This window comes from Roseburia sp. AM59-24XD, assembly GCF_003478445.1.
In the GTDB taxonomy this organism is placed as follows: Bacteria; Bacillota; Clostridia; order Lachnospirales; family Lachnospiraceae; genus Jutongia.
In genome coordinates, this window is sequence record NZ_QUET01000004.1 from 1 (window position 1) to 16,899 (window position 16,899).

The window sequence follows — 16,899 nt, forward strand, 5'->3', positions numbered from 1 at the left end:
AGCCACAGCCTATCAGTCTGTGCACGTCAACTATTGAAACCGCCGTGTACCGAACGGTACGCACGGTGGTGTGAGAGGACGGCGGTTAGTCACCGCCTCCTACTCGATTGCGTAATAAAAGGTACTACTTCGTAATCAGAAAAGAAGGTGTAATATGAGAGAACAATTGTTGCTGTTGATGATAAATTAAATTTACCAATAAGATTCTTGTTAGAAATAAAATATTACGAATGTGACTTTGATGATAAAGTAGCATATATCATTGGTTATGTTACATACAAATGAGGTTGCAGATATTAGTGAAAGAATGATTGAGTAGAAAAAATTATTAGTATTTTATTAGGAAGGTGGAATATATATGAAACAAGATACTTTAGAGGGCAAAGCAAAAACAAAAAATGGGGTAAAACGGCTGTGTTTTTCCATAATCTGCATTCTTCTGGAAGTGATTTTTATTATTACTATCGTAACACGCTTGAATGAATATGCAGAAATCATAAATTTATTTACAAGGATTTTGAGTGGGATCTTGGTTTTGGGATTGTACGCATCAAATAAGACATCCTCTATGAAAATGCCTTGGGTCATCTTAATTCTAATTTTCCCAATTATGGGTGTAGGCCTGTATTTGTTGATTGGTTTGAATGGTGGCACACATAAAATGCGTGAGCGATATGCAGAAATTGATAGCAAATTGTTACCAATGCTTCCGGACAGTCAGGAGTGTTTGAGCAGAATAAAAGAAACAATTCCGAAAGCAGGAAATATAGCAAGTTATATACAAAGAAATTCGCAGTATCCAATCTATCAGAATACGGATATTGTGTATTTTGATGAAGCAGTGAAAGGATTAGAGGCACAGCTTAAGGATTTGGAGAAAGCACAGAAGTTTATCTTTATGGAATATCATGCGATAGAAGACGCTGAAGCATGGCATAAGATTCAAGATGTTCTGGAAGAGCGAGTAAAAGCAGGTGTGGAAGTTAGAGTATTCTACGATGATATGGGTTCTATAGGCTTTATTAACACAGATTTTGTGAAAAAGATGGAGCAATAGGAATTCATTGCCGTGTATTCAATCCGTTTATGCCAGGTTTAAATCTGTTTTTGAACAATCGTGATCATAGAAAAATAACAGTTATTGATGGAAAAGTCGGATTTACAGGTGGATATAATCTAGCAAACGAATATTTTAATTACACACACCCGTATGGACAGTGGAAAGATACAGGTATTCGTTTAGAAGGAGATGCTGTTCAGTCGCTTACGGTGACATTTTTGGAAATGTGGAATGCAGTAAGTGATAAGGATGCTAATGATTCTGATTTTAGTAAATACCTTTTCCACTATGATTATGCGGCACAGCAAACTGGGTTTGTTCAACCTTATGCAGACAGCCCTATGGATAATGAGCAAGTAGGAGAAGAAGTTTATATCAGTATGATAAATAAAGCTGAAAAATATTGTTGGTTTATGACTCCATATCTAATCATAACAGATGAAATGACGCATGCGTTATGTCTGGCTGCTAAGCGAGGGGTAGACGTAAGAATTATCACACCTGGTATCCCTGATAAAAAATTCATTTATAATATAACTCGTTCTTTTTATCATGGATTAGTTAAACATGGTGTTCGTGTTTATGAGTGGACTCCTGGTTTCTGTCATGCAAAAATGAGTGTGGCAGATGACTGTATGGCAACTTGTGGAACAATTAATCTGGATTATCGAAGTTTATATCACCATTTTGAAACGGCTGTTTTATGGCAGATTGTCAGGCAGTTGTGGAAATAAAAAATGATCTGATAAGAACGATGGGAGAATGTTGTGATGTGACAGACCAATATCAAACCGGACGAAGTGCATATTTGCGACTGGGACAATTATTTATGAGATTATTTGCTGGATTGCTATAAGAATCTGATGAAACGACCTTTCAAAAAACAGTTGATTTAGAAGTTAACTGTTTTTGAAAGGCCGTTTTTGCTATATCTAACAGTTTGTTGTACAAAGAAGATTTTGCATGGATGAAAAAACAAACCTTGTTGAGGTTAAATTGAGTTTTCCATTGTATTGTATTGCTAATGAATAAGAATAAGAAAAAGAACAGACAATGCTGAATGCTCTGGAAACAAGAATATCTGAGTATAGTATGTAAGTTCGTAGTGATGGCGAGTTATCTTATCGTGGTTATAATATAAAAGATTTAGTAACAGGAAGTAAAGGAAAAGGTTTGTCTTTGAAGAAGGAGCATATCTTCTTTTATTCGGAGAATTGCCAACTGATACACAGTTAATGGAATTTCAGGGAAGACTATCTGATTGTATGGAACTACCGACTAACTTTACCAGAGATGTCATTATGAAAGCACCTACATCAGATATTATGGGTTCTATGACTCGAAGTATTCTTACATTGGGCTCTTACGATAAGGAGAAAGAAAGTCTTGAAATTCCGAATGTGCTAAGGCAGAGTATGCAGTTGATCGCAGCATTTCCTATGTTAGCAGTATATGCATACCATGCTTATTGTCATTATGAAAAAAACGAAAGTATGTATATTCATAGACCTGAAAAAGATTTATCTATTGCTGAAAATTTCCTGCGCTTATTAAGCCCAGATACAAAATTCACAGAACTGGAAGCAAGAGTACTGGATATAGCATTATTGTTACATATGGAACATGGTGGTGGTAACAATTCTACATTCACTACACGGGTAGTAACATCTTCAGGTTCAGATACTTATTCTGTTATTTCAGCAGCAATGTCATCCTTTCTTGAAAAAGAAGCCTGTCATATTTTTTTATGAAAAATAAATTTTGTTGAGGTTAAATTGAGATTGACTTTGTATTGTATAAGTATGAAATAAAAAGGAATCAGGTGATGTACAATGAAAAAGTATAAAATATGTAAAATCCTTCTTGTTATACTGGCAATTTTTTTATGTGTGGCTTTTTATGAATTGCTCGGAATCTGCGTTGCATATAAAAAGCAGCCGGAAGTGTCCAATACAACCAAAAAAGAAACAAAAAATGGGTCATGGAACGAATGCAGTGAAAATACAGAACGGGCAGTAATCATAGAAAAGAATCCAGAAGCGATTTTACAAAGAGTGCGTTTGATTAAGAATGCAAAAAAGGAAATTATTCTTTCTACTTTTGCATTTCAATCCGATGAAAGTGGAAAAATGATTTTAGGAGCACTGCATGATGCGGCAGACAGAGGTGTACATATTCGTCTGTTAGTAGATGGAATGGAGAGCTGGATTGATATGGAAGGAAATCCGTATTTCTATGGATTATCTTTCCATGAGAATGTTAAAATTAAACTATATAATAAGGTCAATCCGTTGAAACCATGGAAGATGATGGGTAGAATGCATGATAAATATTTGATTGCAGATGGAAAGAGATATATTCTTGGGGGAAGAAATACATACAATTATTTTCTGGGTGATTTTCCGGGACATAAGAACTATGACAGAGACGTGTTAGTGGTTTGCGATGAACCTGAGAAAGAAAATTCAGTTAACCAGTTGTTAGAGTATTTTGAAACGATATGGGAACAAGAAGACAGTGGTTATTTTCATGACAATAAAAAACTGGCAAATAGAAAATCTGTAAAGAACGCAGTTTTAGAGCTGCAGAACGGCTATCAGAAATATTTTGAAGAGAATAAGGAAAGAATCTGCGATACCGATTACACGGACGAAACTTTTGAGACAGAAAAGATTGCATTAGTGTCAAATCCTATTCACACAGGTTCCAAAGAACCAGTAGTGTGGTATCAGTTGGGAGAATTGATGAAAAATGCAAAGGAACGCGTAAAAATTCATACACCATATATTATTTGCAATGATATGATGTATAATACATGGGAGGAAATTGCACAGAAGGTTTCGGACTTTTCTATTATGACAAATTCTGTTGCAAATAACGGAAATCCATTTGGAGCTGCTGATTATGCCAAAAACAGAAACAGAATTTTAGAAACAGGAATTGATATCTGGGAATATGAAGGCGGTTATTCGTATCATGGAAAAAGTATTCTGATTGACGATGATCTGTCAGTAATAGGTTCATTCAATATGGACATGAGAAGTACTTATCTGGATACAGAGCTGATGCTTGTAATACGCAGTAAAGAGATTAATAAACAGCTGGAGGATGGCATGATGGAGTATGAGAGCGTGTCCAGACAGGTATTAGACGACGGAACATATTATGATCCGTATCATGTAAAGCCGATTGAATTAACAGAAAAACGTAAGAGAAAGGTGTTTCTGGTACAGCATCTGCTTGGATGGGCAAGGTATCTGTTTTAATAAGGAGGAAGGAAAACGTGTTTCAAATATTGATTGTAGAAGATGATAAAGAATTAAGCCAGCTATTCCAAAAAGTGCTTGAGAAGAATGGATATCAGGTCAAAAGTGCATCGGATGGAGCACAGGCATTAGAAGTATTGGATAAGGAATATATTGATCTGATCATTTCCGATATTATGATGCCGGTTATGGATGGCTATGAACTGGTGTCAGAACTTCGTTCAGCAGGATATCAGATACCAGTGCTTATGATCACTGCGAAAGGTTCCTTTGATGATATGCGCCAGGGATTTCTTTCGGGAAGTGACGATTATATGGTAAAACCGGTAAATGTGAATGAAATGGTTTTAAGAGTCGGAGCATTGCTTCGCCGTGCACAGATACTGAATGAACACAAAATTATGATCGGTTCAACAGAGTTTGATTATGATGCAATGACAGTTACAACTGATAAGGAAAGTCTTGTTTTGCCTAAAAAAGAATTCCTGCTTTTATATAAGCTTGCAGCTTCGCCAGGCAGAACATTTACAAAACAACAGTTGATGGATGAAGTATGGGGATACGAGACGGAGGCAGACCCACATACGATAGAGGTACATATAGGAAGAATCAGAGAGCGTTTTAAAGATAACCCTGATTTTGAAATCGTAACAATGCGTGGAATTGGATACAAGGTGGTGAAAAAATAATGGAACAAAAGAAAGAAAAAGGATTGCGGATCCGATCCTGTCTGACTGGTGCAATCTGGCTGGCACTTGTATTTTCAACAGTCATATCTGCTTTATTATTTGCTTTTTTGAATCATTTTTTTAATCTGCCGGGCAGCATACCTGTGCTTGGCTGGCTTTTGATTTTCAATACATTGATTGCAGGGCTGATCACTTCCTTTATTAATGCAAAGTTACTGGAACCAATTACCAGGCTTAGTAAAGCAATGAAGGAAGTTTCTCGGGGAGATTTTGAACAGCATTTGGAAACGAACAGCCGTATAGCAGAAGTTGGAGAATCTTATCAAAGTTTTAACGTTATGACAAAAGAACTTCGTGCAACAGAGGTGCTGCAGATGGATTTTGTATCTGATGTTTCTCATGAGTTTAAGACCCCGATTAATGCCATTGAAGGATATACAATGCTGCTTCAGGGAGAAGAACTGTCTCCGGATCAAGAGGAATATGTAGAAAAAATCTTATTTAACACCCAAAGACTTTCCGGATTGGTTGGTAATATTTTGCTGTTATCCAAGTTAGAGAATCAGAATATACCAATGAAAAAAACAGAATATCGTCTGGATGAACAGATCCGCCAGGCATTTCTTTCATTGGAAACAAAATGGACAGAAAAAGAAATTGGTTTTCAGGTAGAATTGGAGGAAGTTAAATATACTGGGAATGAAGGACTTTTTATGCATATCTGGATAAATCTTTTGGATAATGCGATTAAGTTCAGCCCTTCAAAGGGGACAATTACGATGTTTCTGAAACAAGAACAGGATTCTGTTAAGTTCATTCTGGAAGATGAAGGACCAGGAATAGAGGATGATGTAAAATCCAGAATATTTGACAAGTTCTATCAGGTAGATGGATCTCATAAAGCAGAAGGAAATGGCCTAGGTCTTGCACTTGTAAAACGGATTGTAGATAGTGCCGGAGGAACAATCAAAGCAGAAAACCGTGAATATGGTGGATGCAGATTTGTTGTAGAGCTTCCAATACAGAAAGATGAGGCCATATAAGTTTAAGAAAAACAGATAGAGGAGGAATTACATGACATTTTATCAGGAATTGCAGTTAAATCAGGCAGGTTCTAAAAATCTGTTGAAAAAGAGTGAAACAGTGAAAGAAAAATCATATCATATATTGGTATATTTGGTAAAGATAGCTGTTACAATGGCATTTTGTTTTTTATTTGTTACTATTTTCAGTATCTTATTTGGAAATGAGAATAGTATTGTGGGTGTAGTAGTTTTATTATGCCTTATGGTATTTCGGAATGCGGATCTGGGGATCCACACCGGACAATCTACGATGCTTTTGGCTTTGTTCTTTGTAATTATGACTGTATGTCCGCATTTAGCAAATCAGTTTTCACCGGTATTGGGAATGCTGTTAAATATTGCGGCACTGGCTGTGTTGATTCTGTTCGGATGCCATAATCCATTCATGTTTAATCAATCTACATTGGTTCTTGGGTATCTGCTGCTATATGGTTATGATGTTACGGGAAAAAGCTATCAGATGCGATTAGCCGGAATGGCTTTAGGTGCAGCACTTACCTGCTTCGTATTTTATCGAAATCATAAAAACAGAGCTTATAAAAGAAATCTGAAAGATCTGATACAAGAATTTGATATCACTTCTTCCAGAACAAAATGGCAGATATGTCAGATTTTATGCGTACCGATTGTCCTTTGCATTGCAGAACTTTGTAATATGCCACGCGCAATGTGGCTGGTATTGCGGCCATGTCCGCGATTTTGCCGTTTATGGAAGATATGCACTACAGAGTCCGTAAAAGGATTGTCGGAAATATTGCAGGTGTTATATGTTTTACAGTATTATATTTTCTGCTTCCTTCGTCAATCTATGCATATATAGGAATTCTTGGTGGAATCGGTGTAGGATTTTCAGCACAATATGGCTGGCAGGCAGTATTTAACACATTTGGTGCTTTAGCCATTGCTGCAGAGACTTATGGACTACAAGGAGCGGTTAGTCTTAGAGTGATTCAAAATGTTTTTGGTGTTGTGTTTGCTTTAGCATTTTGTGTTATATTTTATTGGTTTATGTCTAAAAAAAAGGAAAGTGATGTGACCGTACATGCAGAGTGAAGTGAATCAGGAAGAAAATTTGAATAGAATTATTACGGTTCCTAATCTTCTTTCTTTTTTTCGGCTTTGTCTGATTCCGGTAATTATATGGAGTTATTGTGTAAAGAAAAATCCTCTGTTAGCTGGTGAAATCTTATTACTGTCTGGTCTTACGGATCTTGCTGATGGATACATCGCAAGAAGATTCCATAGGATTAGTAATTTAGGAAAAATACTTGATCCGGTGGCTGATAAGCTGACACAGGCAGCGATGTTAATCTGTCTGTTTACTCGTTTTCCGCATATGCTTCTTTTAATCGTAATAATGGCAGGTAAGGAGCTGTATATGGTAGTCAGTGGATGTCTTGTGATACGAAAGACAGGAAAAGTACATGGTGCAGACTGGCATGGAAAGATAGTAACCTTTTTATTATATGGAACTGCAGCGGTGCATATTATATGGTTCCAAATTACATCGATGGTATCAGATCTGTTGATTGGTTTGTGCGCTATAATGATGGTCATATCGGTCGCTCTGTATATTATCCAGAATATCAGGACTCTTAAGGGAGAGACTGTATAAGCAATTTTATATTGCAATGACTAGAAAATATTTAGGAGAAGATAGATATAAACAGTAAGTCAAACACACAAACTATGGAGTCAGTGATGCAGAGCCGGGCGGACGCACAGGAAAGCGAAGTCCGCACCTTTATTAAGGAAATCCGGCGCTATGCTGCCATTGAGAAACTGGACGAGGCAGTATTGAACCGGCTGATCAGCAAGATCCTGATCGGCGAGGTCAAGAAAGTGGACGGTCAGAAGGTGCAGAAAGTCAGGATCGTTTATAACTTTGTCGGGGAAATCCCGGAGACTGCAGCGTAAAAAGTAACTCCCCATCTCTCAGATATTGTGAGGGATGGGGAGTTATTTTTTCAAATAGTGCGCCCGGCGGCGCACGTTTCTAACGGGTTAAAGTCCCGAATCCGCCCGGTAGCGGGAAGGATATAGCCGAAGGCAAGGGTGTCCACCGTGAGGTGGAATCTGAAGGAAGCCGGATGTGGGAACAGACTAACCACGGGCAAATCTCTGGTCTGACGAACAGAAATCTCATATAAGGTCATTCAATCGGATATGGAAAGAAAGAGACAGTGCACAGCCGAGACTTTTGGAAGCGATACTGTATAAAGACAACATTAACAGAGCGTATAAGAGAGTTAAGGCAAACAAGGGAGCGCCGGGAATTGATGGCATGACCATTAAGGAGGCTCTTCCATATCTAAAGGAATATCAACAAGAGATAACCGACCGCATTTATCGTGGAAAGTATACTCCGTCTCCAGTAAGATGGTACCTCAAAATTTAGTGAAATTTAAAAGGAAGGTCCATTTGCCGTAGCTAATGACACCTTCCTTTTACGACTGATTTTTCTGTTGTCCGTCAACTGATCGGCACCCGAAGTCCGATAAGAATAACTGGTTTTTCTGTTGCCAGCCAACTGCCCGGCACCCGAAGTCCGGGAAGAATTTCGGATTAATGTGTCAGTCCACATGATAAGCATATAGCTCATCTCTTATCTATAGTATACATAAGGTGGGTAAAATATTCAATAGTCTAATAATAGGAATAATTACTATTTTTCTTGACATCGACTGAAAAGTGATATATAATCCTTATTGAAAATGAAACCTAATAAGGAGGTCGGATAATTATTAGAAGAAATACCATTCAAAAAGATTTAGTAAGAAACGCTGTATATGAGATGAAAAGGCATGTTACAGCAAATGAAGTGTATGAATTTATAAAAGAAGCATATCCTACAATTGGAAAAGGGACTGTATATAGAAACCTTGATATATTGGTAGAAGAAGGTACTTTAAGAAAGGTTGAAGTTCCGGATGGACCGAACCGGTTCGATTTCACATTGAAAAATCATTACCATGTCAGGTGTGTAAAGTGTGGTGAGGTTTCAGATGTGGATATGGATGAAATGCCGAATTTACTGGAAAGAATTCATGACACACATGGAATCGAATATTTGGATTATGATATTTCATTTAAAGGCATTTGTCCCAAATGTAGGAAGGAGGGACTGCATGGATAGGAAAGCAATGTATGGGAATGCCGTAACTGTGGACATATTGTGGTAGAAACAAAAGCCCCTGAGGTATGTCCGGTATGTAATCATCCACAGAGCTATTTTGAAGTACATGAAGAGAATTACTAAGAGGAGGAGATTATTACGAAGGAGCAAATGATCAATTCGAAAAAAGCAGTCATGATAGGCTGTGGTTTTGTCGGTTCTGCATCTGTATTTGCTTTAATGCAAAGCGGATTATTTACAGAGATCGTCCTTATTGATGCAGATAAAAACAAGGCGGAGGGGGAAGCGATGGATATCAGTCACGGAATTCCATTCGCCAGTCCGATGAAAATATATGCGGGAGATTATGATGATGTGGCGGATGCCGCCATCGTTATCATATCCGCAGGAGCAGGGCAAAAGCCGGGAGAGACAAGACTTGATCTTGTCAACAAAAATGTAGCAATATTTAAGTCGATTATTCCTGAAATCGCCAAAAGAGATTTTGCAGGTATCATGCTGGTAGTTGCAAACCCGGTAGATATTCTGACACAGGTTGCTATAAAGTTATCCGGACTTCCTGAAAACAGGGTGATTGGTTCAGGAACTGTTTTAGATAGTGCCAGATTAAGGTACAAGCTGGGGGAACATTTATCTGTCGACAGCAGGAGTGTGCATGCTTTTATAATAGGAGAACACGGCGACAGTGAAGTGGTAGCATGGTCATCAGCGAATGTATCCGGTGTTCCGTTAAGTGAAATGTGTGAAATGCGCGGGCATTATAAGCACAAAGAAAACACAGAGGAAATAGCGGCGGCAGTTAAGAATAGTGCCTATGAAATTATAAACAAAAAGCACGCTACATATTATGGAATTGCAATGTCGGTAAAAAGAATCTGTGAAGTGATCATGAGAGATGAGAAATCAATACTTCCGGTATCACACATGATTCATGGTGTATATGAAATTGACGGGGTTTCCCTAAGTATGCCGGCTATTGTAGGTGCAGATGGTGTTGAGTCAGATATACCTATAAATTTAAATGGCGAGGAAGCATTAAAGCTTAAGGAATCGGCGGATTCATTGAAGAAAATTGTAGAAACAATTGAGTTGTAAATTTTTAACATGGAAGGAGATAAAAGCATGGAAGTAAAGTATTATGTATGTAAGCATTGTGGAAACATTATTGAAAAGGTAAAGGACAAGGGCGTACCTGTCATGTGCTGTGGAGAGGCTATGCAGGAGTTAAAAGCCGGAGTGACAGACGCTGCAGTTGAGAAGCATGTACCTGTGTATACGGTGGAAGGCAATCACGTTCATGTTGTTGTCGGGGAGACAAAACATCCAATGCTTGAAGAGCATTTCATTGAGTGGATCACATTAAATACCAATCAGGGAATTTACAGAAAGCAGTTAAATCCGGGACAGGATCCGGCAGCGGATTTTTGCCTTTGCGACGGCGAGCAGGTAGAAGAAGTATATGCATATTGTAATCTACATGGATTATGGAAATGCTAAAAGCATTTGTACATATTAAGATGTTGCAGAATTGTGGAAATTGCATTGTAATGGAGTAATCCATATTATTAACATATTTTACAGGAGGAAAAACAAATGAAATATATATGTGATGTTTGTGGTTGGGAGTATGATGAGGAGAAAGGTTATCCGGAAGGAGGTATTGCACCCGGTACTAAGTGGGAGGACCTTCCGGAGGATTTTACATGCCCGTTATGTTCAGTAGGTAAAGATCAGTTTTCAGAAGCTTAATTTTACGATAAAGGATTATATACATGAGAGTAGAACAGCTGAGCATAGACATTGTGGGACTGGCAGGAGCTTGTTCTTATGCCTTAGACTGCATTGAAGCAGAACTTGTAAATGTAAAAAACAAACATGGAAAGAGAGTGGCTTATATTAGTGTGTGTATGGCTAAATATTGTGCGATCCAAGGTGATGCGTTACAAGATTTAGCTATATGCGCTTTGCTACACGATAATGCGTTGACACAATATATTTCTGAAGAAGTACAGAAATACCCGGATACCGACATTAAAAATGACTTATCCGAAAACAAAACAAATATGCATTGCGTTTATGGTGAAAAAAATATTACTAAAATCCCTTTTAAAACAGATATTTCAAATGTGATTTTATATCATCATGAACATGCTGATGGAACCGGTCCCTTTCGAAAGAAGTGGCATGAAATTCCATTGTTCTCAAGGATTATTCATCTTGCAGATATTGTTGATATTATAGGAAATAGTATTGAATCTGATGATAGATGGAATTTTATATGTCAGTATCTTTCCAAAAATAAGGATAGACTATTTGATTCAGAATGTGTTAATGCCTTTCTGAAGGGATTCGCAAAAGAATCCTTTATGTGTTTAAGGGATGATTCTTTTGAATCAAAGCTATGGGAGATTATCCCAAGAGAAAAACAATTTTTTGATTGGGAAACATGTAAAAATGTTGCAGACTTCTTTGCAAAGATTGTAGATTATAAATCTCCTTTTACCAGCAGGCATTCTATAGGAGTAGCTGAAAAAGCCTCCCTGCTTGCCAAATATATGGGATATGATTCAATAACTGTACAGAAAATGTATTTGGCGGGTGCCCTGCATGATATAGGAAAAATGGCGGTAGGCAATGAGATTTTGGAAAAACCGGATAAACTTACGGATGATGAATTTTCTAAAATGAAAAATCATGCCGGCTATACATATCTTATATTATCAGAGGTTAATGATTTTGAAGATATACGAGATTGGGCGGCATTCCATCATGAAAAATTAAATGGAAAAGGGTATCCTTTTGGAAAAACTGCGGATGAATTAAATGAGCCGGAACGTATGATGGCATGTGTTGATATTTATCAGGCTCTTACGGAAGATAGACCTTATAAAAAGGGATTATCTCATGAAAAAACATGTGATATCCTTGATGACATGTCACAGAAAGGGTTTATTGATTCAGATATTTCAAAGACAATTAGAGAATGCTTTGGAAGAATCTGATGCCATATATGAAAATAGAGGATATTTCAGACAATAGTGTTTCCATTATGTCTAGTATGGTATGGGTTTCTAAAGCAGAATAAGAATGAAAGTAGGATTAAGTTATGTATGAAATGAAACCAGAATATTATATCGGAATAGATATGATTGACGAGGAACATAAGCAATTGTTTTTGTATGCAGATGAAGCATATGAACTACTCCATGACGAGTACACACCAGATAAATATGATAGAATTGACATAATATTAGAGAAACTTCGTGATTATACGGTAAAGCATTTTGCTGACGAAGAACAGTATATGGAATCTATCAACTATAAGAAATTATTTACACAAAAAATCCAGCATCAGGAATTTATACATAAGATTGATGAATTTATGGAACATCACAATGATGAGGTAGAAGATCAGGATGAACAGATTATGGGTATTTTAGCATATCTTACAGAGTGGTTAGTAAACCACATTCTGTATGTTGATGGTCAAATTCCCAAAGGCTGATATAGCAAGAAAAGATTGTCGGTTTATAAAAAAGCGGCAACTTTTTACTTTTCTTACAATGAAATAGAATTTATTATGAGAAGAGAAATATCTATTGGTGAGAGCAGTCTCTTTAAGACTTTTATAAAAATATTGATATTTATGCCATATTTTTGTGATAAATATGGTATAGATAATTTTAGATGAGCAGTCATGAAAAGGTTATTTAGATGGAGGTGCTTTGATATGGGCAGCAGATATATTGATAAGATCCGTAAGGTAATGGGACGATCACTGACATGTATGATCATTGCAGGCATGCTGACAGCTCCGGTGCCTCAAATGGTTCAGGCACAGGATAGTCATTGGATGAATGTGAAAGCAGTAGTAAACTCACCAACGATGCTTAGACTGTCCTGGAAATCCAAGAAAGTGGCCTATTATAAGCTATACCGCTGCCAAAAGAAAAAGGACAGCAATTATACAAAATATAAACTTATAGCACGATTGAATAAAAATGCTGTTTATTATACGGATAAAAAAGTAAAAAAAGATCAGGAATATGATTATAAGCTGGAAGGATACAAAAACGGGAAGAAGGTGTATCAGGGGTCGCGGCTGATATATACGGGACTTATGTGCTTTTTTGATGAATATCAGGTGCCTGATGCGTATCGGAGTACAGAGGCGGTTTGTCTGAATATCATTAGTTATGGAATGAAGCCGGATGGTTATGAGATATACCGCAGAAATGCCGGAAACAAGAAATTTACACTTCTTGCGGTAACAAAAAAGTCTGTTTCTTCTATGACATATACAGATAAGAAGGTTACTTGCGCAGAATCGTATGAATATAAAGTAAGGTCATATAAAACGATTGCCAAAAAGAGACAGACCAGCAAATACAGCAGTATTGTCAAGATGTCAGCTACAAATCAAACAGGAAAATATCGGGTACAGCTTGTGCCGGAACAGACAAATACAGAGAGTGAAGCAGTTTTTATGATCACAAGTGAAGCAGGAAATGGAGAGATGACATTAAATAATAATGGGTCTGTGCAATTAAAACAAAACTCGGAAAATGTGAATACAACAGATGAAACGGTTGTAAATGTCAATCTGACCGAATACAGCAAGGATGGCATAAACTGGACTGCAGTGGATAAGCAAAAGGAAAATTATCCGGTTATCAAGGAGAAAGAAACGCTCTGGATCAAGGTGAAATCTGACGGCAGGAAGATTAATTCGACAGATGGACAGGTACAGTATAAGTATTACGTAGATATGATCCGTTATAATGATCTGATCTGCAGCTTTGAGGCAGATCTTCTTCAAAAAACGGGAAAAGCGTTTGTATTTGAAGAAGCATATCATTGATAAGGCAGCCGGAGACGGCCGGAAAGGCGGGCATGCTTATTGGGCGGAGGCGTCAGCCCCGGATGAAATGCTCAGGGTCTTTTTATATTTCAGAACAGGATTGCCGCAGACATGCCTCGCTAAAGTCTATATTCATAAAATAGAGGCTGTCATATGATTTTTGATCATTCATAGATAACAACAAAGCCGGACTATTTTAACAAAAAATGTCAAAAATCGACGAAACTCCTCATTGCCATAACACCCCAAATACAGTAAAATAGATTGATTGTGAAGATAAAAAACATGATTTTAACAGCAGTATGTATTTGCTTCCTTTGCCTGTTTGGAAGTGTACAGGTGTATGCGGCAGAATATTATGGAGATTTTCAATACGAAGATAATGGAGAAAACGCATCAATTTATGCGTATAATGGAAGCGACAAAGAGGTTACCATTCCTGCCTATATTAACGACAAGGCGGTAACAGAAATCAATGATTATGCATTTTTATTATGCAATTCGGTAGAGAAGATCATCGTACCATCTACAGTTACGACGATTCATGCAAATGCGTTTTCCGGTGCCGGAAATCTCAAGAATGTGGTACTTGCATCCTCAGATACCAAAATTGAGGATTCCAATGAGAATACAGACAAGAAAGATACAGATGAAAACGGAAAGTCGAATCCGTCCGATGCCACAGACAATAAGAATGGCGATAATTCAGAAAATAAAGATGCCGGAAACGCTAATCAGTCTGGCACATCAGATAATCAGACTAAGGAACAGTCCATAGCCGACAATAATCAAAGCAACAACATAGGGGATTCGAACAGTTCAAAGGATAATAAGACCGATACAAAGAATACAGGAGGTAACAGTACCTTGACAGCTGATGTCACACCACAGTATAAAGTGACTGTAGATTCCTCTGTAGATACAGCCGCAGAGGAAAAGAAGCTTGCCAAGCAGTACAGGACAGAAAACAAGACAGATGCCGGCACTACGGTAAAAAATAGTGATACAGAAAAGCAGAGTAGTGGAACAGAAATTGCGGGAATTGATGAAGCTTAGATGCCGACGAAACTGCCATCAGCTCGAATGCAGATACAGACTCCGAAAAATCACAAAGTATGCCGGTATGGGGAATTATATTGCTAGTAGTTGTAGCTGCGATTGCAGTGGCGGGAACGGTTTTATTTATCAGGAAGAAAAAGAAACAGAAGTAGAATTATAATTTGAATGGAATCAGAGGTCGCATATGGAGAGCTTTACAATCCGTCTGGCAGGACAGTATTTCACGATCTGCCCTGTCTGTGATTATATCAGAGAATATTGCAAAGATTATATAGTGGCAGATGTTAAAAGGGGTACAGCTACAGAAGTTGGTGGAACTGCGGCAGAGAGTACGCCGGGAAATACCGTAGCTTGTGCGACTGAGTCACCGGTTTATTTCTCGATTGCCACAACCCAGTCGGATATCGACTTTGAGCGTGAAAAATCCGCCAGAGAAGATACAAAAGAGGGCATTCCCATCAGGCAGTTTTCTGATGCATACTTAGAGACACTCGCAGTCTATCGCAAGATTGCAGACCACCTCTTATCCTACGATACCCTGCTTTTTCATGGCTCGGTCATTGCGGTAGATGGCGAAGGCTATCTTTTTACAGCGAAAAGCGGTACCGGCAAATCTACCCATACACGACTGTGGAGAGAGTATTTCGGGGAGCGTGCCGTCATGGTAAACGATGACAAGCCACTTCTTCGTATCACAGACTCCGGAGTGACCGCTTATGGCACACCTTGGGATGGCAAGCACAGACTCAGCACGAATATCGCAGTACCGCTAAAGGGCATCTGCATACTGACAAGAGATACCACAAATCATATCGAACCGGCAGAGCCACATGCGGTATATCCGCTTATCGTCCAGCAGACGAACAGAAGCCTATCGGCAGATGGAATGAAGCAGACACTGTCCCTCATAGACCATATGCTTAATGTAATGCCGGTCTACCGGCTTGGCTGCAACATGAATATCGAGGCTGCAAGGGTGGCTTATGAAGGAATGAACAGACTTAAGAAACAGGAGGAATCATAGATGAGATTAAAAGATACATTTATCACACATGACAGCGATGGAGAGCAGGTTTTGATTGATGTAACAAGCTCATTTGCAGGGCTTGTCAGAAGCAACAGGACAGCTGCATTTATCGTGGAGTGCCTGAAAACAGATACTACCAAAGAGCAGATCGTTGAGGCTATGTATGAGAAATACGATGCACCGAAGGATGTGCTGCAAAAGGATGTGGATTCAATCGTGGAGAAGCTGCGTGGCATTGGAGCGATAGAGGAATGACCAGATTATCTTATGAGAAATATCTACGGAAATATCATACTCTCACATACAAAAATGTAGGAGTGAGTATGCTGCCGCTGTTAAAGCAGGGACGGGATTCTTTTACGGTGCGTGAGGTGAAGCAGGGCGAAAGCTGTAAGCTATGGGATGTCGTGTTGTATAAAAGAGGCACAGACCAGTATGTGCTTCACAGAATTATCAAGGTATATGAAGATTCCTATGATATCCTTGGCGATAACTGCATTGGGATAGAGCGTGGAATCCCAAAGACAGATGTTCTTGGTGTGATGACAGACTTTACCCACAAAGGGAAGCAGTATAAGACCGATGACATAGGATACCGATTGTATGTGTGGCTATGGTGCAGACCATATAAGCTGCGGATATTTTTAAAGAAGATCAGAATGAGATTACAATCTGTTTTGAGAAAACAGAGAGAAAAATGAATCGAAGTTGGTGTG

15 protein-coding genes and 6 pseudogenes are annotated in these 16,899 nt (G+C 38.3%); all 21 read left to right on the forward strand.

What is annotated here, in order from left to right; translation table 11 throughout:
* The first annotated feature begins 358 nt into the window (after positions 1–358).
* The 21 genes and pseudogenes from cls (at position 359) to DXA20_RS02475 (ending at position 16,884) form a co-directional block, all read left to right on the forward strand.
* A pseudogene (gene cls / locus DXA20_RS02365) lies at positions 359–1,916 on the forward strand (cardiolipin synthase).
* A gap of 251 nt (positions 1,917–2,167) precedes the next feature.
* Positions 2,168–2,790 (forward strand): annotated as a pseudogene (locus DXA20_RS02370) (citrate/2-methylcitrate synthase); the annotation flags it as partial.
* Positions 2,791–2,892: 102 nt separating this feature from the next.
* The gene (locus DXA20_RS02375; protein WP_118559152.1) at positions 2,893–4,326 is read left to right on the forward strand and encodes a phospholipase D family protein; all 1,434 of its coding nucleotides are present in this window, start codon (positions 2,893–2,895) and stop codon (positions 4,324–4,326) included.
* Positions 4,305–5,015, forward strand: coding sequence for a response regulator transcription factor (locus DXA20_RS02380; RefSeq protein ID WP_118559153.1), 711 nt, complete (start codon positions 4,305–4,307; stop codon positions 5,013–5,015). The genes DXA20_RS02375 and DXA20_RS02380 overlap by 22 nt, the downstream gene beginning before the upstream one ends.
* Complete coding sequence (locus DXA20_RS02385; RefSeq protein WP_118559154.1) at positions 5,015–6,058, forward strand: HAMP domain-containing sensor histidine kinase; 1,044 nt, start codon at positions 5,015–5,017, stop codon at positions 6,056–6,058. The genes DXA20_RS02380 and DXA20_RS02385 overlap by 1 nt, the downstream gene beginning before the upstream one ends.
* Positions 6,059–6,089: 31 nt before the next feature.
* Positions 6,090–7,153, forward strand: a pseudogene (locus tag DXA20_RS02390) (FUSC family protein).
* The gene (locus tag DXA20_RS02395) at positions 7,143–7,715 is read left to right on the forward strand and encodes a CDP-alcohol phosphatidyltransferase family protein (protein ID WP_118559155.1); all 573 of its coding nucleotides are present in this window, start codon (positions 7,143–7,145) and stop codon (positions 7,713–7,715) included. Before DXA20_RS02390 ends, DXA20_RS02395 begins: the two are co-directional and overlap by 11 nt.
* 80 nt (positions 7,716–7,795) lie before the next feature.
* Positions 7,796–8,017: pseudogene (locus tag DXA20_RS02400) on the forward strand (DUF4368 domain-containing protein); the annotation flags it as partial.
* Between the two features lie 229 nt (positions 8,018–8,246).
* A pseudogene (locus DXA20_RS18260) lies at positions 8,247–8,480 on the forward strand (group II intron reverse transcriptase/maturase); the annotation flags it as partial.
* 357 nt (positions 8,481–8,837) lie between these two features.
* Positions 8,838–9,236, forward strand: a complete 399-nt coding sequence (locus DXA20_RS02420; protein ID WP_118559159.1) for a Fur family transcriptional regulator — start codon at positions 8,838–8,840, stop codon at positions 9,234–9,236.
* Positions 9,237–9,359: pseudogene (locus tag DXA20_RS17395) on the forward strand (rubredoxin-like domain-containing protein); the annotation flags it as partial.
* Positions 9,360–9,386: 27 nt separating this feature from the next.
* On the forward strand, positions 9,387–10,331 hold the full coding sequence (locus tag DXA20_RS02425; RefSeq protein ID WP_118559160.1) for an L-lactate dehydrogenase: 945 nt from the start codon (positions 9,387–9,389) through the stop codon (positions 10,329–10,331).
* Between the two features lie 27 nt (positions 10,332–10,358).
* Positions 10,359–10,733 carry a desulfoferrodoxin family protein gene (locus DXA20_RS02430; RefSeq protein WP_118559161.1) on the forward strand — a complete coding sequence of 125 codons (375 nt, stop codon included), beginning with the start codon at positions 10,359–10,361 and terminating at the stop codon, positions 10,731–10,733.
* Between the two features lie 96 nt (positions 10,734–10,829).
* Positions 10,830–10,985: a rubredoxin gene (locus DXA20_RS02435; RefSeq protein ID WP_117480073.1), complete on the forward strand. Its 156-nt coding sequence runs from the start codon at positions 10,830–10,832 to the stop codon at positions 10,983–10,985.
* A gap of 23 nt (positions 10,986–11,008) precedes the next feature.
* A complete protein-coding gene (locus DXA20_RS02440) occupies positions 11,009–12,238 on the forward strand; it encodes an HD-GYP domain-containing protein (protein ID WP_118559162.1) in 1,230 nt (409 codons plus the stop codon).
* 104 nt (positions 12,239–12,342) lie between these two features.
* Positions 12,343–12,741, forward strand: coding sequence for a bacteriohemerythrin (locus tag DXA20_RS02445; RefSeq protein WP_118559163.1), 399 nt, complete (start codon positions 12,343–12,345; stop codon positions 12,739–12,741).
* Positions 12,742–12,966: 225 nt separating this feature from the next.
* Positions 12,967–14,097 (forward strand): hypothetical protein, encoded by a 1,131-nt coding sequence (locus tag DXA20_RS02450; protein ID WP_118559164.1) that lies wholly within the window; start codon positions 12,967–12,969, stop codon positions 14,095–14,097.
* Positions 14,098–14,382: 285 nt separating this feature from the next.
* Positions 14,383–15,153 (forward strand): leucine-rich repeat protein, encoded by a 771-nt coding sequence (locus tag DXA20_RS02460; RefSeq protein WP_118559166.1) that lies wholly within the window; start codon positions 14,383–14,385, stop codon positions 15,151–15,153.
* A 187-nt stretch (positions 15,154–15,340) separates the two neighbouring features.
* Positions 15,341–16,180, forward strand: coding sequence for a hypothetical protein (locus tag DXA20_RS02465; RefSeq protein WP_118559167.1), 840 nt, complete (start codon positions 15,341–15,343; stop codon positions 16,178–16,180).
* Positions 16,181–16,438, forward strand: coding sequence for a PqqD family protein (locus DXA20_RS02470; protein ID WP_118559168.1), 258 nt, complete (start codon positions 16,181–16,183; stop codon positions 16,436–16,438). It begins immediately after the preceding gene.
* Complete coding sequence (locus tag DXA20_RS02475) at positions 16,435–16,884, forward strand: S24/S26 family peptidase (protein WP_118559169.1); 450 nt, start codon at positions 16,435–16,437, stop codon at positions 16,882–16,884. The genes DXA20_RS02470 and DXA20_RS02475 overlap by 4 nt, the downstream gene beginning before the upstream one ends.
* Positions 16,885–16,899: the final 15 nt, after the last annotated feature.

Coding starts and splice junctions, on each gene's coding strand:
- DXA20_RS02395 (WP_118559155.1), top strand. CDS start 7,143: ATGCAGAGTGAAGTGAATCAGGAAGAAAATTTGAATAGAATTATTACG.
- DXA20_RS02425 (WP_118559160.1), top strand. CDS start 9,387: ATGATCAATTCGAAAAAAGCAGTCATGATAGGCTGTGGTTTTGTCGGT.
- DXA20_RS02470 (WP_118559168.1), top strand. CDS start 16,181: ATGAGATTAAAAGATACATTTATCACACATGACAGCGATGGAGAGCAG.
- DXA20_RS02440 (WP_118559162.1), top strand. CDS start 11,009: ATGAGAGTAGAACAGCTGAGCATAGACATTGTGGGACTGGCAGGAGCT.
- DXA20_RS02385 (WP_118559154.1), top strand. CDS start 5,015: ATGGAACAAAAGAAAGAAAAAGGATTGCGGATCCGATCCTGTCTGACT.
- DXA20_RS02375 (WP_118559152.1), top strand. CDS start 2,893: ATGAAAAAGTATAAAATATGTAAAATCCTTCTTGTTATACTGGCAATT.
- DXA20_RS02460 (WP_118559166.1), top strand. CDS start 14,383: ATGATTTTAACAGCAGTATGTATTTGCTTCCTTTGCCTGTTTGGAAGT.
- DXA20_RS02475 (WP_118559169.1), top strand. CDS start 16,435: ATGACCAGATTATCTTATGAGAAATATCTACGGAAATATCATACTCTC.
- DXA20_RS02450 (WP_118559164.1), top strand. CDS start 12,967: ATGGGCAGCAGATATATTGATAAGATCCGTAAGGTAATGGGACGATCA.
- DXA20_RS02380 (WP_118559153.1), top strand. CDS start 4,305: ATGGGCAAGGTATCTGTTTTAATAAGGAGGAAGGAAAACGTGTTTCAA.
- DXA20_RS02445 (WP_118559163.1), top strand. CDS start 12,343: ATGTATGAAATGAAACCAGAATATTATATCGGAATAGATATGATTGAC.
- DXA20_RS02430 (WP_118559161.1), top strand. CDS start 10,359: ATGGAAGTAAAGTATTATGTATGTAAGCATTGTGGAAACATTATTGAA.
- DXA20_RS02465 (WP_118559167.1), top strand. CDS start 15,341: ATGGAGAGCTTTACAATCCGTCTGGCAGGACAGTATTTCACGATCTGC.
- DXA20_RS02435 (WP_117480073.1), top strand. CDS start 10,830: ATGAAATATATATGTGATGTTTGTGGTTGGGAGTATGATGAGGAGAAA.